At 69.5% G+C, this 24,168-nt stretch carries 23 protein-coding genes; 7 read left to right on the top strand and 16 right to left on the bottom strand.

Features of this window, described 5'->3' with window-relative positions; all coding sequences use genetic code 11:
- The 10 genes from rdgB to clpS form a co-directional block, all read right to left on the bottom strand.
- Positions 1–612 carry an RdgB/HAM1 family non-canonical purine NTP pyrophosphatase gene (gene rdgB, locus ABZW96_RS17120; RefSeq protein ID WP_355075603.1) on the bottom strand — a complete coding sequence of 204 codons (612 nt, stop codon included), beginning with the start codon at positions 610–612 and terminating at the stop codon, positions 1–3.
- The gene (rph, locus tag ABZW96_RS17115; protein WP_355075601.1) at positions 612–1,382 is read right to left on the bottom strand and encodes a ribonuclease PH; all 771 of its coding nucleotides are present in this window, start codon (positions 1,380–1,382) and stop codon (positions 612–614) included. Before rph ends, rdgB begins: the two co-directional genes overlap by 1 nt.
- Positions 1,383–1,887: 505 nt before the next feature.
- Positions 1,888–2,652 (bottom strand): cyclic nucleotide-degrading phosphodiesterase, encoded by a 765-nt coding sequence (locus ABZW96_RS17110; protein WP_355075599.1) that lies wholly within the window; start codon positions 2,650–2,652, stop codon positions 1,888–1,890.
- A 69-nt stretch (positions 2,653–2,721) separates the two neighbouring features.
- Positions 2,722–3,438 (bottom strand): rhomboid family intramembrane serine protease, encoded by a 717-nt coding sequence (locus ABZW96_RS17105; RefSeq protein ID WP_355075597.1) that lies wholly within the window; start codon positions 3,436–3,438, stop codon positions 2,722–2,724.
- A gap of 65 nt (positions 3,439–3,503) precedes the next feature.
- On the bottom strand, positions 3,504–4,466 hold the full coding sequence (locus ABZW96_RS17100) for a cysteine synthase (RefSeq protein ID WP_355075595.1): 963 nt from the start codon (positions 4,464–4,466) through the stop codon (positions 3,504–3,506).
- Positions 4,467–4,474: 8 nt separating this feature from the next.
- Complete coding sequence (locus ABZW96_RS17095) at positions 4,475–4,747, bottom strand: MoaD/ThiS family protein (RefSeq protein ID WP_355075593.1); 273 nt, start codon at positions 4,745–4,747, stop codon at positions 4,475–4,477.
- Positions 4,748–4,780: 33 nt separating this feature from the next.
- Positions 4,781–5,200 carry a M67 family metallopeptidase gene (locus tag ABZW96_RS17090; protein WP_355075591.1) on the bottom strand — a complete coding sequence of 140 codons (420 nt, stop codon included), beginning with the start codon at positions 5,198–5,200 and terminating at the stop codon, positions 4,781–4,783.
- 111 nt (positions 5,201–5,311) lie between these two features.
- Positions 5,312–6,373, bottom strand: a complete 1,062-nt coding sequence (locus tag ABZW96_RS17085; protein ID WP_355075971.1) for a P1 family peptidase — start codon at positions 6,371–6,373, stop codon at positions 5,312–5,314.
- A gap of 64 nt (positions 6,374–6,437) precedes the next feature.
- Positions 6,438–7,007, bottom strand: coding sequence for a DUF2017 domain-containing protein (locus ABZW96_RS17080; RefSeq protein ID WP_355075589.1), 570 nt, complete (start codon positions 7,005–7,007; stop codon positions 6,438–6,440).
- Positions 7,008–7,029: 22 nt separating this feature from the next.
- Positions 7,030–7,380 carry an ATP-dependent Clp protease adapter ClpS gene (gene clpS, locus ABZW96_RS17075; protein WP_039796380.1) on the bottom strand — a complete coding sequence of 117 codons (351 nt, stop codon included), beginning with the start codon at positions 7,378–7,380 and terminating at the stop codon, positions 7,030–7,032.
- A 123-nt stretch (positions 7,381–7,503) separates the two neighbouring features.
- On the opposite strand from clpS, the gene ABZW96_RS17070 reads away from it, so the two are divergent.
- Positions 7,504–8,814 (top strand): nicotinate phosphoribosyltransferase, encoded by a 1,311-nt coding sequence (locus ABZW96_RS17070; RefSeq protein WP_355075587.1) that lies wholly within the window; start codon positions 7,504–7,506, stop codon positions 8,812–8,814.
- A gap of 2 nt (positions 8,815–8,816) precedes the next feature.
- Here the strand turns inward: ABZW96_RS17070 and ABZW96_RS17065 are convergent, their stop codons facing one another.
- On the bottom strand, positions 8,817–9,008 hold the full coding sequence (locus tag ABZW96_RS17065) for a hypothetical protein (RefSeq protein WP_355075585.1): 192 nt from the start codon (positions 9,006–9,008) through the stop codon (positions 8,817–8,819).
- Positions 9,009–9,191: 183 nt separating this feature from the next.
- Here ABZW96_RS17065 and ABZW96_RS17060 point away from each other — a divergent pair, with 183 nt between their 5' ends.
- Positions 9,192–9,758, top strand: a complete 567-nt coding sequence (locus tag ABZW96_RS17060; RefSeq protein ID WP_355075583.1) for an isochorismatase family protein — start codon at positions 9,192–9,194, stop codon at positions 9,756–9,758.
- Between the two features lie 57 nt (positions 9,759–9,815).
- Positions 9,816–11,864, top strand: coding sequence for an ATP-dependent DNA helicase (locus tag ABZW96_RS17055; RefSeq protein WP_355075581.1), 2,049 nt, complete (start codon positions 9,816–9,818; stop codon positions 11,862–11,864).
- Between the two features lie 79 nt (positions 11,865–11,943).
- On the opposite strand, the gene ABZW96_RS17050 is transcribed toward ABZW96_RS17055, so the two are convergent.
- From ABZW96_RS17050 to glgP, 3 genes are all read right to left on the bottom strand, one after another.
- Positions 11,944–12,477, bottom strand: coding sequence for a DoxX family protein (locus ABZW96_RS17050; RefSeq protein ID WP_355075579.1), 534 nt, complete (start codon positions 12,475–12,477; stop codon positions 11,944–11,946).
- A gap of 164 nt (positions 12,478–12,641) precedes the next feature.
- Positions 12,642–14,003 (bottom strand): NCS2 family permease, encoded by a 1,362-nt coding sequence (locus ABZW96_RS17045; RefSeq protein WP_355075577.1) that lies wholly within the window; start codon positions 14,001–14,003, stop codon positions 12,642–12,644.
- Positions 14,004–14,111: 108 nt separating this feature from the next.
- Positions 14,112–16,685 (bottom strand): alpha-glucan family phosphorylase, encoded by a 2,574-nt coding sequence (gene glgP / locus ABZW96_RS17040; protein ID WP_355075576.1) that lies wholly within the window; start codon positions 16,683–16,685, stop codon positions 14,112–14,114.
- Positions 16,686–16,947: 262 nt separating this feature from the next.
- On the opposite strand from glgP, the gene ABZW96_RS17035 reads away from it, so the two are divergent.
- The 4 genes from ABZW96_RS17035 to glgB all read left to right on the top strand — a co-directional run bounded on the left by ABZW96_RS17035 (position 16,948) and on the right by glgB (position 22,431).
- A complete protein-coding gene (locus ABZW96_RS17035; RefSeq protein ID WP_355075574.1) occupies positions 16,948–17,391 on the top strand; it encodes a hypothetical protein in 444 nt (147 codons plus the stop codon).
- Positions 17,392–17,534: 143 nt separating this feature from the next.
- On the top strand, positions 17,535–18,176 hold the full coding sequence (locus tag ABZW96_RS17030) for a LysE family translocator (protein WP_355075573.1): 642 nt from the start codon (positions 17,535–17,537) through the stop codon (positions 18,174–18,176).
- Between the two features lie 101 nt (positions 18,177–18,277).
- Entirely contained in the window at positions 18,278–20,281 is a 2,004-nt protein-coding gene (locus tag ABZW96_RS17025; protein WP_355075571.1) for an alpha-1,4-glucan--maltose-1-phosphate maltosyltransferase, read from the top strand.
- Positions 20,278–22,431, top strand: coding sequence for a 1,4-alpha-glucan branching protein GlgB (gene glgB / locus ABZW96_RS17020; protein WP_355075569.1), 2,154 nt, complete (start codon positions 20,278–20,280; stop codon positions 22,429–22,431). Before ABZW96_RS17025 ends, glgB begins: the two co-directional genes overlap by 4 nt.
- Positions 22,432–22,710: 279 nt before the next feature.
- Here the strand turns inward: glgB and ABZW96_RS17015 are convergent, their stop codons facing one another.
- Both ABZW96_RS17015 and ABZW96_RS17010 read right to left on the bottom strand, forming a co-directional pair.
- On the bottom strand, positions 22,711–23,559 hold the full coding sequence (locus ABZW96_RS17015; RefSeq protein ID WP_355075969.1) for a tetratricopeptide repeat protein: 849 nt from the start codon (positions 23,557–23,559) through the stop codon (positions 22,711–22,713).
- Between the two features lie 61 nt (positions 23,560–23,620).
- Positions 23,621–23,989, bottom strand: coding sequence for a DUF3817 domain-containing protein (locus ABZW96_RS17010; protein WP_355075568.1), 369 nt, complete (start codon positions 23,987–23,989; stop codon positions 23,621–23,623).
- Positions 23,990–24,168 lie beyond the last annotated feature (179 nt).

Below are 24,168 nucleotides of genomic sequence, written 5' to 3'. Positions count from 1 at the left end.
TCAGCCTTCGGCGAGCGCAGCCAGCGCGGGCGTCAACTGGGCCAGCGCCCGCCCGCGATGCGACACCGCGTCCTTCTGGGCGGGCGTCAACTGGGCCGCGGTGACATCGCCGCCTTCCGGGACGAACAGCGGGTCGTAGCCGAAACCGCCGTCGCCCACCGGCTTCCGCCCGATCGAGCCGGGCCATTCGCCGCGCACCACGGTCTCCGCGCCGCCGGGCACCACCAGCGCGCAGGTGGACACGAACCGCCCGCCGCGCCGCTCGTCCGGCACATCCGACAGCTGTGCCAGCAGCAGCGCGTTGTTCGCCGCGTCGTCGCCGTGCTTGCCCGACCAGCGCGCCGACAGCACACCCGGCATGCCGTTCAACGCGTCCACCTCGATACCGGAATCGTCGGCGACGCAAGCCAATCCGGTGGCCACGGCGCCGTCGCGCGCTTTTGCCAGCGCGTTCTCCTCGAACGTCGCGCCGGTCTCGGGCGCCTCGTCGTACGGGGGAACATCGTTCAATCCGACGATCTCGATTCCGGCGATGCCTGCCTCGTCGAGGATGCGGCGCAGTTCGTTCAGTTTCTTGGTGTTGCGGCTGGCCACCAGCAGACGGCGGGTCATCACTTCCTCTTCGACTCGGCGGGCTCGGGAAGCACACCGGGATACGGCAGCGCCAGCGCCTCTTTCTGCACGACGAACAACTGCTCGCAGGACGCGAGCGCGGCATCGAGCAACTTGTCCAGCGTGGAGCGCGGGAAGGTGGCGCCCTCGCCGGTGCCCTGGATCTCCACCAGCGTTCCGGTATCGGTCGCGACCACGTTCATATCGACCTCGGCGCGCGAGTCCTCCTCGTAGGGCAGATCCACCCGCACCCGGCCGTCGACCACGCCGACGCTCACCGCGGCGATCGCACAGGAGATCGGCTGCGGGTCGGCCAGCGCGCCCGCCGCGCCGAGATAGGTCACGGCATCCGCCAACGCCACGTAGGCGCCGGTGATGGCGGCCGTCCTGGTACCGCCGTCGGCCTGGAGCACATCGCAGTCGATGGCGATGGTGTTCTCCCCGATCGCGGCGAGGTCGATGCAGGCGCGCAGCGAGCGGCCGATCAGACGGCTGATCTCCTGGGTCCGTCCGCCGATCCGGCCCTTCACCGATTCCCGCCCGCTGCGAGTGTGCGTCGCGGCTGGCAACATCGCGTACTCGGCGGTGAGCCAGCCCAACCCGGAGTCACGCCGCCACGGCGGCACCCCCTCGGTGACGCTCGCGGTGCACATCACCCGCGTCTGCCCGAACTCCACCAGCACCGAACCAGCTGGATGCGTGGTGAAACCACGGGTGATCCGGACCTCGCGGAGCTCATCGTCCGCCCTGCCATCGGCTCGTCTCGACACGGCCACAGCCTACTGTGTTCAATTTGCCGCGACTTCGTCGCGGCGTGTTCGCGGCCCCTTCATGGCTCGCGTTTGCGCGGCCGCCGCTTGCTCCTTCGTCGCGTACGCGACGGTCGCGCAAACGCGAGCCGGGCCGCGAACGGCGCATGCTCGTTCTCGCTTCGCTCGAAACCCGTGGTTGAGGCGAGCTGGGCGCGTTGGGGACGACGGTCGCTACCCATGGCTGAGCGGATGCGGCGCAAATTCGGTCCGTGTGCCCGCCGTGGTTCCGCACGCGGATACCGCCGTTATCGCACCGCGAGCGGGAACGCGGATCGGCGAGGCCTGTCACGGTTGCGCGGGATGGTCGGCACCCGGGTCGAGTCAGGCCGCGAATCGGTCGTCGAAGGGGACGTACGGACTCGGGGATCGGCGCGTCATTCGGCAGACCGGCGTGCTGTACAAGGCCGGTGACGCGGTTCCGCTCGTGAAGTTCGCGTCATGCCCGGCGTTACCCGGGATTCGGTCAGAGATCGAAGGTTTCGCCCGGAGCCACCGCATGCACGGGGCCGGTGAACTCTGCTTTCGCCTCGGCGATCACGTCCTCGCGGGAAGTCCACGGGGGGATGTGGGTGAGCAGCAGTTCCTTCACGCCTGCCTCGGCGGCGATCCGGCCCGCCTCGGTGCCCGAAAGGTGGATGCCGGGAGGGCGATTCGCCGGGTCGTGGGTCCAGGACGCTTCCGCCATCAGGATGTCTGCGCCCTGCGCAAGTTCGTGGACCTGAGGGCAGAGTGCGGTGTCGCCGGTGTAGACGAAAGTGCGTCCCGCGGCGGTGACGATCCGCAGACCGTAGGACTCCGGGGGGTGGTACATCCGGCGCGCGGTGACGGTGTGACCCGGCCCGAAGGAGATGGACTCGCCTTCGACCCAGGGCCGCATGTCGATCACATCGGACCAGTCGTCGCATTCGCCGCCGACCTCGGCGGAGGCGTTGCCGATGCGCAACGAGGTGTCCGACGGGCCGCGCACGATCGCCTTGCCCTCCGGGGGCGTCGGGTGGTAGCGGCGCCATACCAGCAAACCGGGCAGGTCCAGGCAGTGGTCGGCGTGCAGATGGGTCAGGAAGATGTCGACCTCACCGGGATCGGCATGGCGCTGCAACGCGCCCAGCACTCCCGGACCGAAATCGATCACCGTCGGCCGCATGTCCGGGCCGGTCAGCAGGTAACCCGACGCGGGAGAGTCCGGGCCGGACACACTGCCCGAGCACCCGAGGACGGTAAGGCGCATTCCCCCATGCTGCCACGCGGAATTCTCACTCAAGAAAGGATCCCCCCACATCTCCGGCGGGCCGCCCGGTCACCGCGGCGACGCGCCGATTCCGGCTCGGTCCCCGCGGCGGTTTCGTCGTGCATCTCCAGAGAGTACCCAGCCGGCCAGCAATCCACTCAACGCGCCGAATAGATGCCCCTGCCAAGAGATTCCGGGCTGTCCCGGCAGAACGCCCCACAGCAGCGACCCGTAGAGGGCCAGCACCACGAGACCGAGCACGATCTGCCCGACGTTGCGCGCGAACCAGCCACGGGAGATGAGGAAGGTCAGCCAGCCGAACACCAGCGACGACGCGCCGATATGCGTACTCCCCGTCGCCCCGGTGAGCCAGACGCCGAGCCCGGCCCCCAGCCAGATGATCGCGGTCGCGGCCAGCCCGCGGCCGATGCCCGTCACCAGGACCAGGAAGCCGAGCACCAGCACCGGGAGCGTGTTGCCGATCAGATGTGGCCAGCCGCCGTGCAACAACGGGGCGAACAGGATGCCGGTCAGCCCGTCGGCGCGGCGCGGCTCGATGCCCGCGTGGTCGAGCCGGCCACCGACGGCGGTGTCGACCCCTTCGACGCCGTACAGCACCCCCACGAATCCGGCGATCAGCACGCCGGCCCGCAGCCACAGTTGCTTGATCGCGGCGAAGCCCGCGGTGGCGGGCGCTGTGGGCACACCGGCGGGCTTGCCCAATTGCGCACGAAGCGCAGCCGGCCGATCAGGGTCGAACGACGGCCCGAGTCCCGCGCCGGTCATGGCCACCTCCTCGCCGTGGCGGGGACGTGGCCCCGCCTCACCGAGGGTACCGGCGCGGCCGGGAATCAGGCCCAGAGCTGGCCGTCGAGCCGCTCTTCCGCCTCTTCGAGCGTGCCGTCGTAGGCCCCGGTCGACAGGTATTTCCATCCGCCGTCGGCGACCACGAACGCGATGTCGGCGCGCGTGCCCGCCTTGACCGCCTTGCGGGCGACGCCGAGCGCGGCGTGCAGGATGGCGCCGGTGGAGATCCCGGCGAAGATGCCCTCTTCGAGCACCAGTTCGCGGGTGCGTTTCACCGCGTCGTACGGGCCGACCGAAAAACGGGTGGTCAGCACGCTCTCGTCGTACAACTCGGGGATGAATCCCTCGTCGATGTTGCGCAGGCCGTAGACCAGTTCGCCGTAACGCGGTTCGGCGGCCACGATCTCGATGCCGGGCACCTTCTCCCGCAGGAAGCGGCCGGTCCCCATCAGCGTGCCCGTGGTGCCGAGACCCGCGACGAAATGGGTGATCTCGGGCAGGTCGGCCAGAATTTCCGGGCCGGTCGTCTCGTAGTGCGCCGCCGTGTTCGCCGGATTGCCGTACTGGTAGAGCATCACCCAATCGGGGTTCTCCGCGGCGATCTTCTTCGCCAGCGCGACGGCCTGATTGGAGCCGCCCGCGGCCGGGGAATCGATGATCCTGGCCCCGAACATGGTGAGCAACTGCCGCCGCTCCACCGAGGTGTTCTCGGGCATCACGCAGACCAGCTGGTATCCCTTGAGCTTCGCCGCCATGGCCAGCGAGATGCCCGTGTTGCCGCTGGTGGGTTCGAGAATCGTGCAACCGGGCCGCAGCAGCCCGTCGGCCTCGGCCTGCTCGATCATCCGCAGGGCGGGCCGGTCCTTGATCGAGCCGGTGGGGTTGCGATCCTCCAGCTTGGCCCACAGCCGCACGTGATCGTCACCGTCCCATCGCGGGGACAGGGTGCGCAGCCCGACCAGCGGGGTATTGCCGAGAGTCGCGATCAGCGATTCGTAACGCGCCACGGGACGGGTCAGCCTCCGGCCACGGCGGGCAGGATCGTGACGCTGGCGTCCTCGGGCACTTCGGCGGCCAGCCCGCCCGCGAAGCGCACGTCTTCGTCGTCGACGTAGATATTGACGTAGCGGTTCAGCTTGCCGTCCTTCAGCAGGCGCTCGGCGAGCCCGGGGTGGTTGGCCTCCAGGTCGTCGATCAGCGCCGACAGCGTGGCGCCCTCGGCCTGCACGCGCTTCTCACCTCCGGTGAGGCCGCGCATGATGGTCGGAATGGAGACGGTTACCGGCATGGGTACTCCTCGGTTTCGCGAACAGGCATCGGTCTAGTTCTCGTACGCGTCGACGATCCGCACCGGCTCCTCGGTGACCTCGCCGTCGACGATCCGGTAGCTGCGCAGCTCGTGCCGCTCGGGATCGCGGGTTGAGATCAGCACGTAGTGCGCGAACGGCTCGGAGGCGTACGACACGTCGGTCCGGCTCGGATAGGCCTCGGTGGCGGTGTGCGAGTGGTAGATGACGACCGGCGCCTCGTCGGCGTCGTCCATCGCGCGCCACACCTTCAACTGCTCGCCGGAGTCGAAGCGGTAGAACGTGGGCGAACGCTCGGCGTTGACCATGGCGATGAAGCGCTCCGGACGATCCGAGCCCTCCGGCCCCGCGATGACACCGCAGGCCTCATCGGGGTGATCGGCGCGCGCGTGCGCCACCATCGCCTCCACGAGGTCGGCCCTGATCACCAGCACGAGTCGCACACCTTTCCACAACGCCGACCCATCGCAGTCGACAACGAGCCAGGATATTCGGCTATTCCCCCGGCGACGTCGCCCGGTCCCCCGGTTCCCGGCATCGCCTGTTCAAACACCGAACAGGTCGTTGTAGGCCGGGATGCCCGCCACTGGGTGCGCCGAACGGATCGCGTCGACGATGGCGCGTTCGACGCAGACGGCGGCGGCGGTGCAGATCTGGTCCAGGACAAGCAGATCGGCGGGGAAGGCGGGCGGCAACGGCAAGTCGCCGCCCTCCTCCGCCGTTCCGGTGGCGAGCGCGAAGAGGGTGTCCCCGTCCAGGGGCGAGTGCGCGGGACGGATCGCCCTGGCCAGCCCGTCGTGCGCGGTGGCCGCGACGCGCTTGCATCCGGCCGGATCGAGCGGAGCGTCCGTGGCCACGACGCCGATCGTGGTGTTGAGCACGGTGCCCTTCACCGGCAGCGCGTTCGCCGCCGCCAGTTGCTCCGGGGTCGCCTGCCGCAGACCGAAAAAGCCGGGCCCATCGGTGCCGCACCCCCACGGCAACCCCGTGCGGGGATCGAACACCGAGCCGACCGGATTCGCCACGACCAGCGCCGCGACGGTGATTCCCGCGGCCACGCCATCACCCAGCACGATGCTCGCCGTGCCGATCCCCCCTTTGATCGAACCGGCGCGCGCGCCGACGCCCGCACCGACCGAACCGCGAGCGAAGTCGACGTCCGCCGCCGCGGCGGCCCGGTAGCCGAACTCGGCGGTCGGACGGATGTCCCACGCGCCGACCGGAAGATCGAAGATCACCGCGCCGGGGACGATGGGCACCACCCGGCTCGGGTCCGCCGGGTCCATCACGATGCCCGCGCCGTTCTCCTCCAGCCACCGCATCACGCCGTCGGCCGCGGCGAGCCCGAAGGCGCTGCCGCCGGTGAGCAGGATCGCGTCGATCTGCCGGACGGTGTTCATCGGATCGAGCAGATCGGTCTCACGGGTACCAGGCCCGCCGCCGCGCACGTCGACCGCCGCCACCGCGCCGCCCGGCACGCGCACCACCGTGCATCCCGTCGCCGATCCGGAACCGAGCGTGGCGTCCGGATCGAGGACGTGATGATGACCGACCAGTACTCCGGGCACATCGGTGAGCGAGTTGCGTTCACCCGGTTCGGCATTCACCATCGGTACTCCTCACGGCGCGGGACTGCTGGTCGGTTCGCGCCGATCATCGCAGCGCGGCCGGTCAGGGAGCCAGCGCCTGGAGCAGCGAGTCCTGCATCCAGGTCAGCCAGTGGTACACGTCCAGGTGCGGGGCGCGCGGATCGTCGGGATCGAGATGGTCGGGCGTGTCGGCATCGATGTTCAGCACCGTGCCCAGCGCCAGCCGCACGTCGGTGAGCGCGGTCAACCACGCGTCGGCCTGCTCGGGGGTGATGACGATCTTGCCGCCCGCGCTCGGCACGGTGTCCAGCACGACCGAGCCCGCCGCCAGCTTGGCGTCGATGATGTCGGGCTCGTGCAGACCGCGCAGCGCGCTGTTGAGGTCGGCGCGTTCGGCGTCCGGCGAGCCGGGCTCGTTGCGGTGGAAGTCCGGCAGCAGTCTGCGCAGCCGCGGATCCTCCGGCGGGACGGTGTTGCCGGATCGCAGTCCGGTGAGGGCGGCCAAGTCGTCGTCGGGCGCCGACCCGGCGCGCTCGGTGAGCAGTCCGGAGACCGCACCGACCAGGGACCGAAGCACGTTGGCCTCACGTGCGTCCATTTCGGATCGCAGTTTGAGACCGCTCAGCGAGTTCTTCCTGCTCCACTTGCGCACGGCGTCAGGGTAGTCGCGCTGGTCAGTCGTCCCGCTGCATGGTGGCCCAAAGTCCGGCGGCGTGCAGCCGCTGGACATCGTGTTCCATCTTGTCGCGGGAACCGGACGAGACCACCGCCTTGCCCTCGTTGTGGACCTTGAGCATCAGCTCGGTCGCCTTCGCTTTGCTGTAGCCGAAAAGCTTCTGGAAGATATACGTGACGTAGTGCATGAGATTGACCGGATCGTCCCAGACCACGGTCACCCACGGGCGGTCCTCCGCCTCCAGGATCTCGGTGTACTCCACCGCTTCGGGTGTCGCCTGTGCCGCCGACAATGTCGCGTTCGCGGCGTCCACAACGACGTCACCCCGGACTGTGTTGCACAAGGCCATAGGGTCAAGGGTACGACTCGACACCGGATAAACAACACCCACGCAGCCCCGATTCGGGTTTTCGCCGGTTCACCGGGCCGATGCCGGACGGCGTGAGCCGACCGTTCTGTCTACAGTGACAGCGTGGACCTGCGTGACGGCGTGACCAGCACGGCACTGCTGACCGACCAGTACGAACTGACCATGCTCGCCGCGGCGCTCGCCGATGGTTCGGCGCATCGGCAGTGCACCTTCGAGGTGTTCGCTAGGCGTTTGCCAAACGGTCGCCGCTACGGCGTGGTCGGGGGTACCGGCCGGGTGCTCGACGCGCTGCGGCAGTTCCGGTTCGGCGATGCGGAACTGTCCGTCGCCGCCTCGTTCTCGGATCGGCGGACGTTGGACTGGCTGCGTGACTACCGATTCACCGGCGACATCGACGGCTACCCAGAGGGCGAGCTGTACTTCCCGGGCTCCCCGATCCTCTCGGTGCGCGGCAGCTTCGCCGAATGCGTCGTGCTGGAGACGCTGGTCCTCTCGATTCTCAATCACGACAGCGCGATCGCGGCCGCCGCGGCACGGATGGTCAGCGCCGCGGGCGGCCGCCGGATGATCGAGATGGGCTCGCGGCGCACCCACGAGCTGGCCGCGGCGGACTGCGCGCGCGCCGCGTATCTCGCCGGTTTCGACGCCACCTCGAACTTGGAGGCGGTGCGCCGCTACGGGATCCCGGGGGCGGGCACCAGCGCGCACGCGTTCGTCCTGCTGCACAGCGGCCCCGACGGGGCGCACGAGGCCGAAGCGTTCCGCAGCCAGGTGCAGACGCTGGGAGTCGGGACGACGCTGCTGGTGGACACCTTCGACATCACCAGGGGCGTCGCGACGGCCATCGAGGTCGCGGGAACAGAGCTGGGCGGCGTGCGGATCGACTCCGGCGATCTCGGTGTCCTGGCCAGGCAGGTGCGCGACCAGCTCGACGCGCTCGGGGCCACCAAGACCCGCATCGTGGTCTCCGGCGATCTCGACGAGTACGCCATCGCCGCGCTGCGCGCCGAGCCGGTCGACGTCTACGGTGTCGGAACGGCCCTGGTCACCGGCTCCGGCGCGCCGACGGCCGGGATGGTCTACAAGCTGGTCGAAGTCGAAGGGGTGCCGGTCGCCAAACGCAGCAGTCACAAGCAGTCTCGTGGCGGTACGAAGAAGGCGCTCCGCTTGGCCCGCGACACCGGCACGATCGTCGAGGAGATCGTCTATCCGGCGGCGGGGCCGATGCCGCCCCGCAACGGCTTCCGATCCCGTGAGCTGCTGGTCCCCTTGATCCGGGAGGGCAAGCAGGTCGATGACCTGCCCACCCTCGCCGAGAGCCGCGACCTGGTCGCGCGCGGACTGATCAGCCTGCCGTGGGAGGGCCTCAAGCTGTCGGCGGGTGAACCCGCCGTGGTGACCACCTTCGTCTGAGGTCAGCGCCTGCGCTCGTCGACGCGGGTCACCAGCCGCAGCCCGGCGGCGAAGAGCAGCGCGAACACCACTCCGGTGATCCCGAACCACACCCAAGCCGACGGCTCCGCGGGGCGGGAGCCGAGCAGGAAGAAGACCGCCAGGAACACGGTGGTGGCGACGATTACGCTGCGGAACAGTTTGGCAGGGCTCATGAGGGTCTCCGTGCTGGAGGGCGGCGCATCCGGCCGCCGACGAAAGGGGCACCCGGTAATCACCGTGGGCGCAGGCCGCGTTTACATCGCGCGCATGTGAATTTCCCGCGAGTCGGCTGAACGAGCGTCCGACCGAGCGGCAGAATCTGAAACAGTTGTTCAGCCACATCGCGGGAGGTCGCCATGACCCGGGCACTGATCATCGTCGACGTCCAGAACGATTTCTGCGAGGGCGGTTCGCTCGCGGTCGCGGGCGGCGCCGCCGTGGCGGCCCGGATCAGTGAGCACCTCGCGGCGGCGAACTACGGCGCGATCGTGGCCACCCGCGATCATCACATCGATCCGGGTGCGCATTTCTCCGACGCGCCCGACTACATCGACAGCTGGCCGCCGCACTGCCGGGTCGGCACGCAGGGCGCCGACTTCCACCCCGCCCTGACCACCGAACCCATCGATGCGGTCTTCTCCAAGGGCGCGTACTCGGCGGCCTACTCCGGGTTCGAGGGCACGACCGAGGACGGCACCGGGCTGGCCGACTGGCTGCACGACCGCGGCGTCGACGCCGTCGACGTGGTGGGCATCGCGACCGATCACTGCGTGCGCGCCACCGCGCTGGACGCGCGCATCGAGGGTTTCGACACCCGCGTCCTGCTCGATCTCACCGCGGGAGTCGCACCCGAAACGGTCGCCCTCGCGCTGGACCGCATGCGCGGGGCCGGCGTCGACCTGGAAGGCGGCATCACCCGATAGACCGTCCGGTCTCCGCGACCGCCCTGCCCTGTCGGAGGCGCCGAGTAGGCTGCTCGCGTGCCCGAACTGCCCCCCGTATCCGATCTTCTGGCTACCGCCGTACACGCGCTGGGCGGCAAGGAGCGCGCCGGGCAGGTGACGATGGCCGCGGCGGTGGACCACGCGATCGATACCAAGGAGCATCTCGCCGTGCAGGCGGGCACGGGCACCGGCAAGTCGCTGGCGTATCTGGTGCCGAGCCTGCGCCACGCCGTGCGCACCGGCCGCACGGTGGTGGTCTCCACGGCCACGATCGCGCTGCAACGTCAGCTGGTCGACCGTGACCTTCCGCGCTTGGCCGAGGCGCTCAGCGGCCCGTTGGGACGCACGCCGAAGTTCGCCATCCTCAAGGGCCGCAACAACTATCTGTGCTTGAACAAGATCAACAGCGCCGTACCGGACGAGCCCGCCGAAGCGGAGTTGTTCGACGCGTTCGCGATCTCGCGCCTCGGTCGCGAAGTGCAACGGCTCAACGAATGGGCCTCCGACACCGACACCGGCGACCGCGACGAACTCGCTCCCGGCGTGAGCGATCGGGCCTGGCGGCAGGTGAGCGTGTCATCGCGGGAATGCCTGGGCAAGTCGCGTTGCTCCTTCGGCCAGGATTGCTTCGCCGAACGCGCCAGAACCGAGTCGGCGCAGGCCGACGTGGTGGTGACCAACCACGCGCTGCTGGCCATCGACGCGATCAGCGGCATCCAGGTGCTCCCCGAACACGACGTCGTGGTCATCGATGAGGCGCATGAGCTGGTCGACCGGGTCACCGGCGTGGCCACCGCCGAACTGACCTCCGCCGCGATCAGCGCGGCGGCCCGGCGTTGCGCCAAGCTCATCGACGAGCAGGAGGTCGACCGCTTGGAGGGCGCCGCAGAGGCCTGGCACACCGTGCTGGACGAGCTGCCCGCCGCCAGATGGGACACCCTGCCCGACGGCGTGGCCCCGGTACTTGCCCTGGTCCGCGACGGCGCGTGGAATGCGCGCACCGCGCTCGCGCCCCCTGGCAGCACCACCGCGCAGGGCGATCCGGAGAGTTCCGCCGCCCGCACCATGGCCTTGGCCGCGCTCGACGAGGTGCACGACAGCGCGGTCCGCGCGCTGACGGCGTTCGACGAGCCCGATCCCGCCGCCCGCCGCGACGTCATCTGGCTGGCCGCCGACGAGATCCGGGGCGTCGTGCGCCGGTCGCTGCGGATGGCGCCGCTGTCGGTGGGCGGGCTGCTGCGCAGCAGGCTCTTCGGCGCAGCGACCGTCGTGCTCACCTCCGCCACGTTGCAGATCGGCGGCTCGTTCGACGGCCTCGCGGTCACCTGGGGCCTGCCCGCGCAGTCGGGCAATCGCACCGACCCGGCCACCGCGAACGGGGCGCAGGCGCCGTCGGACGCCGACAGCGTGCGCTGGAGTTCGCTCGATGTCGGGTCACCGTTCGACCATGCCAAGTCCGGCATCCTCTACGTCGCCAAACACCTGCCCGCGCCGGGCCGCGACGGGCTCGCACCTGCCTACCTGGACGAGATCGAGCGACTGATCACGGCCGCGGGCGGACGCACCCTCGGCTTGTTCTCCTCGATGCGCGCCGCCCGCGCGGCCACCGACGCACTCCGCGAACGGTTGCACACACCGGTGCTGTGCCAGGGCGAGGACGCGACGGGCGCGTTGGTCCGCAAGTTCGCCGACGACCCGGAGACCTCCCTGTTCGGCACGCTGTCGCTGTGGCAGGGCGTCGACGTGCCTGGACCGTCGCTGAGTCTGGTGATCCTCGACCGCATCCCTTTTCCCCGCCCGGACGATCCGCTGCTGGCGGCTAGGCAACGCGCCGTGGAGATGCGTGGCGGCAATGGCTTCATGACCGTGGCCGCCAACCACGCGGCTCTGCTGCTCGCGCAGGGCACCGGCCGCCTGCTGCGCAGCGTCGACGATCGCGGTGTGGTGGCCATCCTGGATTCCCGCCTCGCGACCGCTCGCTATGGCGGATACCTGCGCGCGTCGCTACCGCCGTACTGGGAGACGGCCGACCCTGAGGTCGTGGTCAAAGCACTGAGCAGGCTGGCCGCCGCGGCGAAGGTGTGACAACGGCGCACGGCCACCACGCCACCTCGAACAGCGTGGCCGGCAACGCGAGCGCCGCGAATCCGTCTGCGCCGCAGGCTCAGAGCACCCACTTCAGGATCAGCGTGAGCACGCCCGCGGCGACGGCGAGGATCAGCGCTCCCACACCCCACACGAATCCGTGTCGCTCCCACGGACGCCCGGCGTCCAACGAGAACTTACCCGGCCCGGTGAAGGGCAGCGCCGCGCCGACCACCGCGAACAGCAGACCCATCTCGTAACCGCCCAGCAGGCCACCGGCCCAGGTGGCGTTGATCGCGTTGATCATCGTGCCCAGCACGATCGCTCCGGCCAGCGGCGTCAGCAGACCGAGCAGCAAGAGGAGGCCGCCGGTTAATTCGCTCAACCCCGCCAGCGTCCCGAATACCTTGCCCGGGTTGTAGCCCATCTTCTCGAAGCCGTCGGCGTTGGCTTGCAGACCGGGCCCGCCCCACCAGCCGAACAGCTTCTGCGCGCCGTGCGCCGCGAGCAGGCCGCCGAAGACGACTCGCACGACCAGCAGGCCGATGTCGGGGGCGATTCGGTCCAGCTCGGAATCGGTTCCGGTTCTGTCGAGTACGGATTTGATCGTCATGGTGGTCCTCATCCCTGCGCTGTCGTTCCCGGACATGATCGTTACTTCGGCGAAGAAAGCGGACTGCGGTCCGATTATCGCACGAACGGGGGCAACTACCCAACCTCTCGGTCTATTCCACGGTCGGGCGGGAAGGATGGTTCAGCGCTCGGGCGAGCGGAAAGTCATTCCGCGAGGAAGAAGAAGTAGCCGAGGAACACCAGCATCAGTGCCCACATCGCCGGATGCACATCCTTGACGCGGCCCTTGGCCGCCATGACCACCGGGTACAGCAGCATCCCCATGGCCAGGCCGTTGGCGATCGAGTACGTCAGCGGCATCATCACAATGGTGATGAACGCGGGCACCGAGTACTCCAGGCGGTTCCAGTCGATCTGCCCCAGCGATCGGGCCATCAGGATGCCGACCACAATGAGCGCGGGCGCGGTCACCTCGCTGGAGCCCGCGACGACCGCGAAGATCGGAAAACAGAACATGGCCACGAAGAACCAGCCCGCCGTGGTGAGGGCGGTCAGCCCGGTCCGTCCGCCCGCCGAGACGCCCGCGGTCGATTCCACGTAGGCGGTGGTGGTCGAGGTGCCGATGACCGCACCCGCCATGGTGCCCACCGAGTCCGCCGCCAGCGCGCTCGCCGCGCGCGGCAACTTACCGTTCGCGTCCAGCAGCCCGGCCTGGTTCGCGACGCCGATCAGCGTGCCGGATGCGTCGAAGAAGTCGACGAACAGCATGGTCAGCACCACCACGACCATCTGGCCGGTGAACGCGTCGGGCAGATGGACGATCGCCTGACCGAAGGTATGCTCGAGCCCATGCGGCGCGGCGAACAAGCCCTTGGGGAGCGCGACCAAGCCGCTGACGATGCCGACGAGGGTGGTCAGGACGATGCCGTAGAGCACGGCGCCGTGCCAGCCGCGCACGAGGAACACCACGGTCACCAGCAACCCGAACAGCGCGAGCAAGGTGGTGCCCTTGGTGAAGTCGCCCAGGGTGACCAGCGTCGCCTCGCTGTTCACCACGATCCCGGCGTTCTTCAAGCCGAGGAAGGCGACGAACAGTCCGATGCCGGCGCCAACGGCGAGCTTCAATTGCATCGGGATCGCGTTGAGGATGCGTTCGCGAATCCGCGTCACCGCCAGGACGAAGAAGATGGCGCCGGACAGGAACGTGCCCGACAGCGCGACCTGCCAGGGAATCCCCATGCCGAGCACCACCGTGTAGGCGAAGAAGGCGTTGAGTCCCATGCCCGGCGCGAGCGCGATCGGATATCGCGCCCACAGCCCCATGACCAGCGTGCCGAATACCGCGGCGACAGCGGTCGCGGTGAACACCGCCTGCATCGGGATGCCTTTGTCACCCAGCGCGCCCTGATCGCCGAGCACGGCGGGGTTGACCGCGAGGACGTACGACATGGCGAGGAACGTGACCGTGCCCGCCATGAGTTCGCGCTTCACGGTCGAGCCGGTCGAGCGAACCCCGAAGTATCCGTCGAGGCGTCCTCGGGTCCGGTGCAGAACGTCGGTGACCATGGGTGACTCCAGTACAGGAACGATTCGGGGCGGGCCAAGGGCACGGTAGCCGACGGTTCACTGCCCGCGACACCCACGGCGGCGCCACCGTGACCGGCGCCACCGGGGTCAAGCGCTCGGAGCGGAGACCAGTCCGAACTCGGCGTCGGAGGCCAGCAGATCGTTGTGCGGCAGCACCCGCACGGTGTACCCGACCGCGCCGGACAGCGGCAGCGGCGTGTCCACGGTGAACAGCTCGGCGCCCGCGTCGGACCCGACGTGCGTCATCGGGATCGTCGTGGTGTCGGAGAGATCGTCGGTCGACGAGACCCGGCCGAGCACCGCCTGCACCACCACGTCCGGCACGCTCAAGCCACCGAGCTCGACCCGCGCGGTGAGCGACAGCCGCGCCCCGATCACCGGCGTGTCCGGCAGCCCCGCACTGTCCACCTGGATCACCTTGACCGAGGGCCACGCCGACTCGACCCGGTGGCGGTACTCGGCGATGGCGCGCGCCACCGCGAAATCGTCGGCCGTCGCCCGCTGCGACGCCGCGGCGGCGGGAGCGTAGTACTCCACCGCGTAGTCGCGGACCATCCGGGAAGCCAGCACCTTCGGCCCCAAGGTCTGCAACGTGTGGCGAACCATCTCGACCCAGCGCACCGGCATCCCGGACGCGTCGCGCTCGTAGAAACGCGGCGCCACCGCACGCTCGAACAAGTCGTAGAGCGCGGCGGCCTCCAGATCGTCGCGGCGGTGCTCGTCCCGGACGCCCTCCGCGGTCGGAATGGCCCACCCGTTCTCGCCGTCGTACATCTCGTCCCACCAGCCGTCGCGGATGGAGAGATTGAGCCCGCCGTTCAGCGCGGATTTCATGCCGGAGGTGCCGCAGGCCTCGAGCGGGCGCAGCGGATTGTTCAGCCAGACGTCGCAGCCCCAGTACAGGTAGCGAGCCATTGATATGTCGTAGTCGGGCAGGAAGACGATCCGGTGCCGCACCTCGGGATCGTCGGCGAAGCGGACCACCTGCTGGATCAGCGCCTTGCCGCCGTCGTCGGCCGGATGACTCTTACCCGCGACGACCAGTTGCATCGGCCGCCGCGGATCCAGCAGCAGGGCGCGCAGCCGCTGCGGATCGCGCAGCATCAGGGTGAGGCGCTTGTAGGTCGGCACTCGCCGGGCGAACCCGACGGTCAGCACATCGGGGTCGAAAACGCCGTTCACCCAGCCGAGTTCGGCCTCCGCGGCGCCACGCTGCAACCAGGACACGCGCAGCCTGCGGCGCACCTCCTCGACGAGGATGCCGCGCAGGGTGTTGCGGGTCGACCACAACTCGGTGAGATCGACGTCGCGCAGCCGTTCCCAGCCGCGCCCCTCCTCGACCAGCTCCGCGCCGATGTGTTCGCGCGCCTTGTCCACCCACTCGCGCGCGGCCCAGGTGGTGGCGTGCACACCGTTGGTGACCGAACCGATCGGCACCTCGGCCGGGTCGAAGCCCGGCCACAGCGAGGCGAACATGGACCGGCTCACCTCGCCGTGCAGCTTCGACACGCCGTTGGCGCGCTGCGCCAGGCGCAAGCCCATGTGCGCCATGTTGAAGACCGACGGATCGGCCTCCCGGCCGAGAGCCACGATCCGGTCCACCGAAAGCCCCGGCAGCAGAGCGGATTCGGATTCCCCGTGCGCGCCGCCGAAATAACGCCGCACCATCGGCATGGGGAACCGGTCGATGCCCGCCGGGACCGGAGTATGCGTGGTGAACACCGTGCCCGCCCGAACGGCGGCGAGCGCGGAATCGAAATCCTGCCCGGCCGCGACGAATTCGCGGATTCGCTCCACGCCGAGGAAACCCGCGTGACCCTCGTTCATGTGGAACACATCGGGATCGGGCAGTCCGGCGGACGCGGTGTACGCGCGCACCGCCCGCACACCGCCGATGCCAGCGAGAATCTCCTGACGGATGCGATGCTCCTGGTCACCTCCATAGAGCCGGTCGGTCACCGCACGCAACTCCGGGTCGTTCTCGGCGATGTCGGAGTCGAGCAGCAGCAGCGGAACCCGGCCGACCTGCGCGATCCACACCCGAGCACGCAGCACCCTGCGGTCGGGCATCGCGACGTGGATGAGCACGGGCGAACCGCCGGAGGTGAGCGCCCGCAGCGGCAAGCCCTGCGGATCCAGCGCCGGATAGTGCTCGGCTTGCCAGCCGTCCGTCGTCAGCGACTGCCGGAAGTAGCCCGAGCGGTACAGCAATCCCACGCCGATCAGCGGCAGGCCGAGGTCGGAGGCGGCCTTCAGGTGGTCTCCGGCCAAAATGCCAAGGCCGCCCGAATAATTCGGCAACACCTCGGTGACGCCGAACTCCATCGAGAAGTAGGCGATGCCCCGCACCCCTTCCTCGCCCGCCCGGCGCTGGAACCACCCCGGCGCGGCCAAGTACTCGCGCAGGTCCGCCGCCGCGGAGTCCACACGCGCGACGTAGCCGGGGTCGGCGGCAAGCTCGTCCAGCCGCGCCGCGGGCACCTCGCCCAGCATCCGGACCGGGTCGTGCCCCATCTCCTGCCACCGCTGGGGATCGAGCGCGGCGAACAGGTCCTGCGTCGGCGGATGCCACGACCAGCGCAGATTCGTGGCGAGCTCCCCCAGGGCGGCCAGGCGCTCGGGCAGATGGGCACGGACGGTGAAACGACGCAATGCCTTCATTGGGTAGAACCTACACGCCGACCGCGGGAGGCGCCCTGCCCGACCACGGCCAGGAACAACCTTCCGACCAGCGTGTTTCCCGGCAGCATAACGCTCTTCATCGTCACGGAACGGCCACACGCCGCACACCGGCACCCCCGTGCCCGCTACCCGATCGAGACCCGCGCTCGCTTGTGAACTCCGGAACGCGGGGCAAACCCACAAGCTGTGCGGACCAACCGGCCGCACCAACCGAATCAGTACGGGAGTGATCGAGATGTGGATGACAGCACACCCAAATCGCGCCCGCGATCGGCGCTGGTCGCGCGCTGGAGCAGCGATCACAGGGTTCGGAGCGCTCGCGGCGGCATTCGTTCTCGTCGCACCCGCCGCCGGCGCGGCGGTCACGACGGCGACCGCAAGCCCGGCCCAAGGCACCAGTTTCGGCTTCGGAAACTACGGAACCAACTGCCAGTACCGGGTGACGGCGACGGTGGACAACAATCCCTCGACCGAATCGGTTCAGTTCGCCGACAGTGCCGGGGGCACCTTCTCACCGAACCCCGCACCGGTGGTCGGCAGCCAGGCCACCACGGTCTGGATCCCCGAGGCGACCGGGCAACACACCATTTCCGCGACACAAGGCGCCACGCCCGCTTGGACTTCACCGGTGATGACGGTGGGCAACGGGATGAACCTCGGCTTCGCGTGCATGGTCATGCCCTGATCGACGGTTCGGGCATGTCGAGTTGAGCGCCCGGGTGGCCACCCAGTGGACGAGCGAGCCCCGTCTGTGGCCACCCGGGCACCTCGCTTCCGAAAGCGGGAAAATCGGTAGCCCGAGCAGGACCGGGATGACAGCATCGGCTGATGCCGCACTGGGTCGACGTTCTTCCGCAATTCCTTCCGGCCTGCCTGCTCATCGCCGCGCTGCCCGGGCCTGCGACCGCACTGTTCCTGCAGCGCGCGGTGCGGGACGGCCGCACCGCGGGCCTGGCGGCGGTGGCCGGGAACGAGATCGGCGTACTCGGCTGGACGCTGGCGGGCGGGGCGGGACTGTCCGTCCTACTCGTCGCGAACCGCGCCATGAACACGGCCGTGCACGTCATCGGCGCGCTGGTCCTGATCTGGTTCGGCGTGCAGGCGTGGCGGAATGCCCGTGGTAGCGAGGAGTTCGGCAGCGCGATGACGAGGATGCTCCCGGCGGGTCACACGCCCGCCGCCGCGTTCCGCGCCTCGCTGATCTCGATCGCGGCCAACCCCAAGGCGGCGATTTTCGGATTGACAATCCTTCCCCAATTCCTTCCGTCCGAGGGGCCGGTGCTGCCCACGATGGTGATCCTGGCGCTGATCCAGTTGGTGATCGACACCGCGTGGTGCGTCGGCGTGGTCATGGCCGCCGACCGCGCGGGCGCCTGGTTGCGCCGCACCGGTATCCGGCAGCGGGTAGAGCGTGCGCTCGGCGCGGTGCTGGTCGCGCTCGGCCTGGGCCTCGCCGCCGACGCACGCTGAGGCGAATGCCCAGCTGGCCCGCCACCGTGAGAGGCCAGGAACCGGGCACGAAAAATCGGCTGGTCCGGTCCGAAAGGCCGGTTGCCGGTAGGTTGGGGTCCGTGACCGGCCGCATCGCTATCGATGACACTGCCCCGTCCATCCCAGGCGGCCGGCCCGCCAAGGCGGTGGTCGGCGAGGTATTCCCGGTGCGCACCGTGGTTTGGCGCGAGGGGCACGACGCCGTCGCCGCCACACTCGTCGTGCGCGCCCCCGGCGCGTCGCGACCCACCCGCGTCCGCATGACGCCGGACTACGAGCCCGACGTCTTCAACGCGACCTTCACACCGAACACGCCGGGAGCCTGGACCTACCGGATCGAAGGCTGGAGCGATCCGATCGCGACCTGGCGGTCGGCGATCGAGGCGAAGCTTGCCGTCGGGCAGAGCGCCGTCGATCTGGCCAACGATCTCGAGCTGGGCGCCCGCCTGTTCGACCGCGCGGCGCAGGCCGTCCCGAAGAAACAGTTCGAGCGCTTGCGCGCGGTCGCCGCCGCGCTGCGCGGTGACGAGCAACTCCCCGCACGGGTGGCCCCGGCCTTCACCGAGGAGGTCGCCGGGATCCTGCGCGCCACGCCGCTGCGCGACCTGGTCACCCGCGGGCCGCAGCACACCGTCCTGGTCGAGCGGCACCGCGCGCTCTACGGCTCCTGGTACGAGTTCTTTCCGCGCTCGACCGGCGGCCGCGACGCCACCGGCGAGCCGGTTCACGGCACCTTCGTCACCGCGGCCAAGGACCTTCCGCGCATCGCCGCCATGGGCTTCGACGTGGTGTACCTGCCGCCGATCCACCCGATCGGCGAGGTCAACCGCAAGGGCCGCAACAACGCGCTCACGGCGGAGTCCGGCGACGTCGGCTCGCCGTGGGCCATCGGCTCGCGGCACGGCGGTCACGACGCCGTGCATCCGGAATTGGGCACCGAAGCCGATTTCGCCGAGTTCGTCAGGGCGGCGCGGGAACTGGGCCTCGAGGTCGCGCTCGACCTCGCCTTGCAATGCGCGCCGGATCATCCGTGGGTCGAGGCGCACCCCGAGTGGTTCACCACCTTGCCCGACAACACCATCGCCTACGCCGAGAACCCGCCGAAGAAGTACCAGGACATCTATCCGGTCAACTTCGACAACGACCCCGACGGCCTCTACGCCGAAGTGCTGCGCGTCGTCAAACACTGGATCGGCTTGGGCGTCAACATCTTCCGCGTCGACAATCCGCACACCAAGCCCGCCGACTTCTGGGAGTGGCTGATCGCGAACGTGTGGCGCACCGACCCGGACGTCATCTTCCTGTCCGAGGCGTTCACCCGCCCCGCCCGGCTCTACGGGCTCGCCCGGCGCGGATTCAGCCAGTCCTACACGTATTTCACCTGGCGCGTGGCCAAATGGGAGCTGACCGAGTTCGGCAACGAATTGGCCGCGAAGGCCGACGAGGCCCGCCCGAACCTCTTCGTGAACACCCCGGACATCCTGCACGAGAGCCTCCAGCACGGCGGGCCTGGCATGTTCGCCATCCGCGCCGTCCTGGCCGCCACCCTCGCGCCCACCTGGGGCGTCTACTCCGGCTTCGAGCTGTTCGAGCATCAGGCGGTGCGCCCGGACAGCGAGGAGTACCTCGATTCGGAGAAATACGAGCTGCGCCCGCGCCCGTTCGCCGAGGCGCTGGCGCGCGGAGAATCGCTGGAACCCTGGCTCACTCGGCTCAACGAGATCCGCCGGGCCCACCCCGCCTTGCAACAGCTGCGCTGCCTGCATTTCCACCACGTGGACAACGACGCGCTGATCGCCTATTCCAAGCTCGATCCCGCAAGTGGCGACGCGGTGCTGGTCGTGGTGAATCTCAATCCTTTCGGCGCCGAATGGGGCATGCTCTCGCTCGACCTGCCCGCGATCGGCCGCGAGTGGCACGACCACCCGGTGGTGTACGACGAGGTCAGCGGCGAGGAATACCACTGGGCCCAAACCAATTACGTGCGATTGGACCCCGCGCGGGCCGTGGCGCACATCATCGCCCTGCCCCCGGTGTCCCAGCAGGCTCGCACCGAGCTGTCCTACCGCAGGACGCTGCGATGAAACGTCGCGACCTCATGCTGCTCGCGGCGGGCACCCATACCGACCCGCACACCGTGCTCGGCGCACACCCCCATCCGGACGGCACCGCCGTGCGGGTGCTGCGCCCGCACGCCGAAACCGTGTCGGTGCGGGTCGGCGGCGACGACCACGTGCTGAAGTCCGTGGGCCACGGCGTATTCGCCGCGGTGCTGCCGTACCCGGAGATCGATGACTATCGCGTCGTGACGACCTACCCCGGCGGCCAGACCGTCATCGGCGCCGACGGCTACCGCTTCCTGCCCACGCTCGGCGAACTCGACCTGCACCTGATCGGCGAAGGCCGCCACGAACGCCTGTGGGACGTGCTCGGGGCGCACCCGCGCCGCTACAGCACCCTCGACGGTGACGTCGCGGGCACGTCGTTCGCGGTATGGGCGCCGAACGCGCGCGGCGTCACCGTGATCGGGGACTTCGACGGCTGGAGCGGCACCACCGCGCCCATGCGCGCGCTGGGGTCGTCCGGGATCTGGGAAGTCTTCATCCCGGGTGTCGGGCCGGGCGCCAAGTACAAATACCGCGTGCACGGCGCCGACGGGCGGACCGTCGATCACGCCGACCCGCTGGCATTCGCCACCGAACTACCACCGGCCACGGCGTCGGTGGTCACCGAAAGCCATTACGTGTGGCAGGACAGCGCCTGGCTCGGGCAGCGCGCGGCCACCGATCCCACCCGCGCCCCGATGAGCGTCTACGAGGTGCATCTCGGTTCCTGGCGGCCCGGCCTCGGCTACCGCGAACTGGCCGACCAACTCGCCGAGTACGTGCGGGCGACCGGATACACCCACATCGAGCTGCTCCCCATCGCCGAGCATCCGTTCGGCGGCTCGTGGGGCTACCAGGTCACCTCCTACTACGCGCCGACGGCGCGATTCGGTTTCCCGGACGACTTCCGAGCGTTCGTCGACCGCATGCACGCGGCGGGCATCGGCGTCCTGCTGGACTGGGTCCCCGCCCACTTCCCGCGCGACGAGTGGGCGCTGGCCCGATTCGACGGCACTCCGCTCTACGAGCACGCCGACCCGCGCCGGGGCGAGCAACTCGACTGGGGCACTTACGTGTTCGACTTCGGCAGGCACGAAGTACGCAACTTCCTCATCGCCAACGCTCGCTACTGGGTCGAGGAATTCCACATCGACGGCCTGCGCGTCGACGCGGTCGCCTCCATGCTCTACCTGGACTACTCCCGCGCCGAAGGCCAGTGGGAGCCCAACGTGCACGGCGGCCGGGAAAACCTGGAGGCCGTCGACTTCCTGCAGGACCTCAACGAGACGCTGCATCGGCATCACCCCGGCGTCGTGACGATCGCAGAGGAGTCCACCACCTGGCCCGGCGTCACCCGTGGCATCGACGTCGGCGGTCTCGGCTTCACCATGAAATGGAACATGGGCTGGATGCACGACACCCTCGGGTTCCTCGGCCGCGACCCGGTGCACCGCTCCTGGCACCACAACGAGATCACCTTCTCACTGGTCTACGCCTGGAGCGAGAACTACGTGCTGCCGATCAGCCACGACGAGGTCGTGCACGGCAAAGGCACGCTGTGGACCAGAATGCCGGGCGACGATTTCGCCAAAGCCGCGGGCGTGCGGGCGCTGCTGGCCTACATGTGGGCCCACCCGGGTAAACAACTGCTGTTCATGGGCCAGGATTTCGGCCAGTTCCGGGAGTGGTCACACGATCGCGGTCTGGACTGGCACGAACGGGACAACCCGCTGCACCAAGGCATCACCACGCTGGTGCGTGACCTGAACGCCGTCTACCGCGCCCACCCCGCCCTGTGGAGCCAGGACACCACACCCGGTGGCTACGCCTGGATCGAGGCGGACGACCGCGCGAACAACGTGCTGGCGTTCCTGCGCTACGGCTCCGACGGCTCCGTTGTCGCCTGCGTCTACAACTTCTCCGGGTCGGCGCACGACGCGTACCGGATCGGCCTGCCGCACGCGGGCTCATGGCTGGAGATCCTCAACAGCGACGCCGCGGACTACGGCGGCTCCGGTCTCGGCAACTTGGGCGAGGTGACGGCGAGCGCCGAGCCGTGGCACGACCGTCCCGCCTCGGCCACCGTGACGCTCGCACCCCACGGCGCGGTCTGGCTGCGCCCCGCCTGACGAGTCGCCCGGCGAACCGAGCCCTGCCCGACCCCGACGTGCGCCGGTCCCCGAAGCACGGACTCAGGTGAGCAGCTGACGCCTCGGTGCGAGACCCGAGTCCGATGCGCGAATCCAGAGCAGACTCGGCGGACGCCCCCTATGAGCGGCGACCGATGGTCATCGCGACCGGTAGCGCAGGTCGGTCACAACACCGCCCCGGATCGGATACCCGACGCCTGGGCGCAACCAGGGGCGGTGACGCGGCCGGCTGGTTCGCGGACCGCCCCGCGCGGCGGCTCAGTACAGCGCCGCGGCCAGCTTGCGGCGCGCGGCCACGACGAACGGCTCGGCCTGATCGAACAGCTCGAACAGCTCGAGCAGGCGGGTGCGCGCCTTGGTGCGCTCGTCGCCGGAAGTGCGCTTGACGACGCCGATCAGCCGATCGAAGGCCGCTTCGGGCCGCTGCTGGAACAATTCGAGATCGGCGGCGCGAATCGCGGCATCGACGTTCGACGGGTCGGCATCGGCATCCTCGATCGCCGACTCCGGCAGCTCCTGGGCCCGCGCGAGGAAGCGCAGCTGACGCAGCGCGCCCTTGGCTTCGTCGTTCGTCGGCTCCGCGTCGAGAATCGCCTGGTACGCCGCCTCGGCGCCGGCCAGGTCACCGTGCTCGAGCGCCGCCTCGGCCGCCGCGAAACGCGGGTCCTCGGCCTGCGGCTGCGGCTCCCCGCCACCCTCCAGCTTGCCCGCAACCGCGTCGACCACGGCGTTCAGCCACTGCCGCACCTGCGGCTCCGGCTGGGCGCCCTCGAAATCGGCCAGCGGCTGCCCTGCCGCGATCGCGATGACCGTCGGGATGCCCTGCACCCGCAGCGCCTGCGCGATGCGCATGTTGGCCTCGGCCTCGACGATCGCCAGGTCCCAGCTGCCGCCGTCGGCGGCCACCAGTCGCTCCAGCGTTCGCACCAGTTCGACGCTGCCCGGACTGCGCTGCGAGTACAGCACGACCACCACCGGCACCTGCATCGAACGACGCAGCACCTTGGTCTCGAAATCGGCCTCGGATACCGCGTAGTCGCCACCGGCCGGAGCGCCCCCGCCACCGGCGGGCTGCTTCAGGCTGGACAGATCGACCGCGCCGGACATGGCGGCGGCGACAGCGGGCGAAGGACGGCGTGCGGCTGGTCGATTCACGACCTCCAGTTTGTCACGACGTGGCGGATGCGGGCGCCCCGGACTCGACCGAACCGGCGTTGCTCAGCTCACCCAACCGCCCCGTGCGCACCGCCCAGACCTCGAACAGCACCGTGCAGAACGGCGGAATGCTCGACAGCAGCGCGAGGACGGTGGTCTTGACGTTCCAGCCCAGCTCGCGCGCCGCCACGATCGCGGTGATGACGAACAGCACGAACACGATGCCGTGCGTCATGCCGAACACCTTGACCGGCCACAGCACCGGCTCCGGAATCCGCTTGAACACCATGCCGATGATCAGCAGCAGCCAGGAGATCGCCTCGAGCACCGCGATGAAACGAAACCGCTTGGCCACCGTGCTCAGGTCGAAGACATTGCCCATGCGCCCATTCTGCCGGATGCACTACAGGCTGTCGTAGTGAGCTGTGTCTAATTGCGGCGCCTGCGGCGCCGCGTGTTCGCGGCCCCTTATGGCTCGCGTTTGCGCGACCGCCGCTTGCTCCTTCGTCGCCGTGGCGGGGGGCGCGGCCACACCGGCGCGGGCGCGCGCAGCGCCGGGGC

Source organism: Nocardia sp. NPDC004168 (assembly GCF_040610355.1).
Taxonomy (GTDB): domain Bacteria; phylum Actinomycetota; class Actinomycetes; order Mycobacteriales; family Mycobacteriaceae; genus Nocardia; species Nocardia sichangensis.
Note: the sequence above shows the minus strand (reverse complement) of the source record. Positions and strands in the feature narration are given on the sequence as shown.

Bases quoted from the DNA above. Each gene is read 5' to 3' on its own strand.
- rdgB (WP_355075603.1), bottom strand. From the start codon at position 612: ATGACCCGCCGTCTGCTGGTGGCCAGCCGCAACACCAAGAAACTGAAC.
- ABZW96_RS17110 (WP_355075599.1), bottom strand. From the start codon at position 2,652: ATGCGCCTTACCGTCCTCGGGTGCTCGGGCAGTGTGTCCGGCCCGGAC.
- ABZW96_RS17105 (WP_355075597.1), bottom strand. From the start codon at position 3,438: ATGACCGGCGCGGGACTCGGGCCGTCGTTCGACCCTGATCGGCCGGCT.
- ABZW96_RS17095 (WP_355075593.1), bottom strand. From the start codon at position 4,747: ATGCCGGTAACCGTCTCCATTCCGACCATCATGCGCGGCCTCACCGGA.
- clpS (WP_039796380.1), bottom strand. From the start codon at position 7,380: ATGGCCTTGTGCAACACAGTCCGGGGTGACGTCGTTGTGGACGCCGCG.
- ABZW96_RS17065 (WP_355075585.1), bottom strand. From the start codon at position 9,008: ATGAGCCCTGCCAAACTGTTCCGCAGCGTAATCGTCGCCACCACCGTG.
- ABZW96_RS17060 (WP_355075583.1), top strand. From the start codon at position 9,192: ATGACCCGGGCACTGATCATCGTCGACGTCCAGAACGATTTCTGCGAG.
- ABZW96_RS17050 (WP_355075579.1), bottom strand. From the start codon at position 12,477: ATGACGATCAAATCCGTACTCGACAGAACCGGAACCGATTCCGAGCTG.
- ABZW96_RS17045 (WP_355075577.1), bottom strand. From the start codon at position 14,003: ATGGTCACCGACGTTCTGCACCGGACCCGAGGACGCCTCGACGGATAC.
- glgP (WP_355075576.1), bottom strand. From the start codon at position 16,685: ATGAAGGCATTGCGTCGTTTCACCGTCCGTGCCCATCTGCCCGAGCGC.
- ABZW96_RS17035 (WP_355075574.1), top strand. From the start codon at position 16,948: ATGACAGCACACCCAAATCGCGCCCGCGATCGGCGCTGGTCGCGCGCT.
- ABZW96_RS17030 (WP_355075573.1), top strand. From the start codon at position 17,535: ATGCCGCACTGGGTCGACGTTCTTCCGCAATTCCTTCCGGCCTGCCTG.
- glgB (WP_355075569.1), top strand. From the start codon at position 20,278: ATGAAACGTCGCGACCTCATGCTGCTCGCGGCGGGCACCCATACCGAC.
- ABZW96_RS17015 (WP_355075969.1), bottom strand. From the start codon at position 23,559: ATGTCCGGCGCGGTCGATCTGTCCAGCCTGAAGCAGCCCGCCGGTGGC.
- ABZW96_RS17010 (WP_355075568.1), bottom strand. From the start codon at position 23,989: ATGGGCAATGTCTTCGACCTGAGCACGGTGGCCAAGCGGTTTCGTTTC.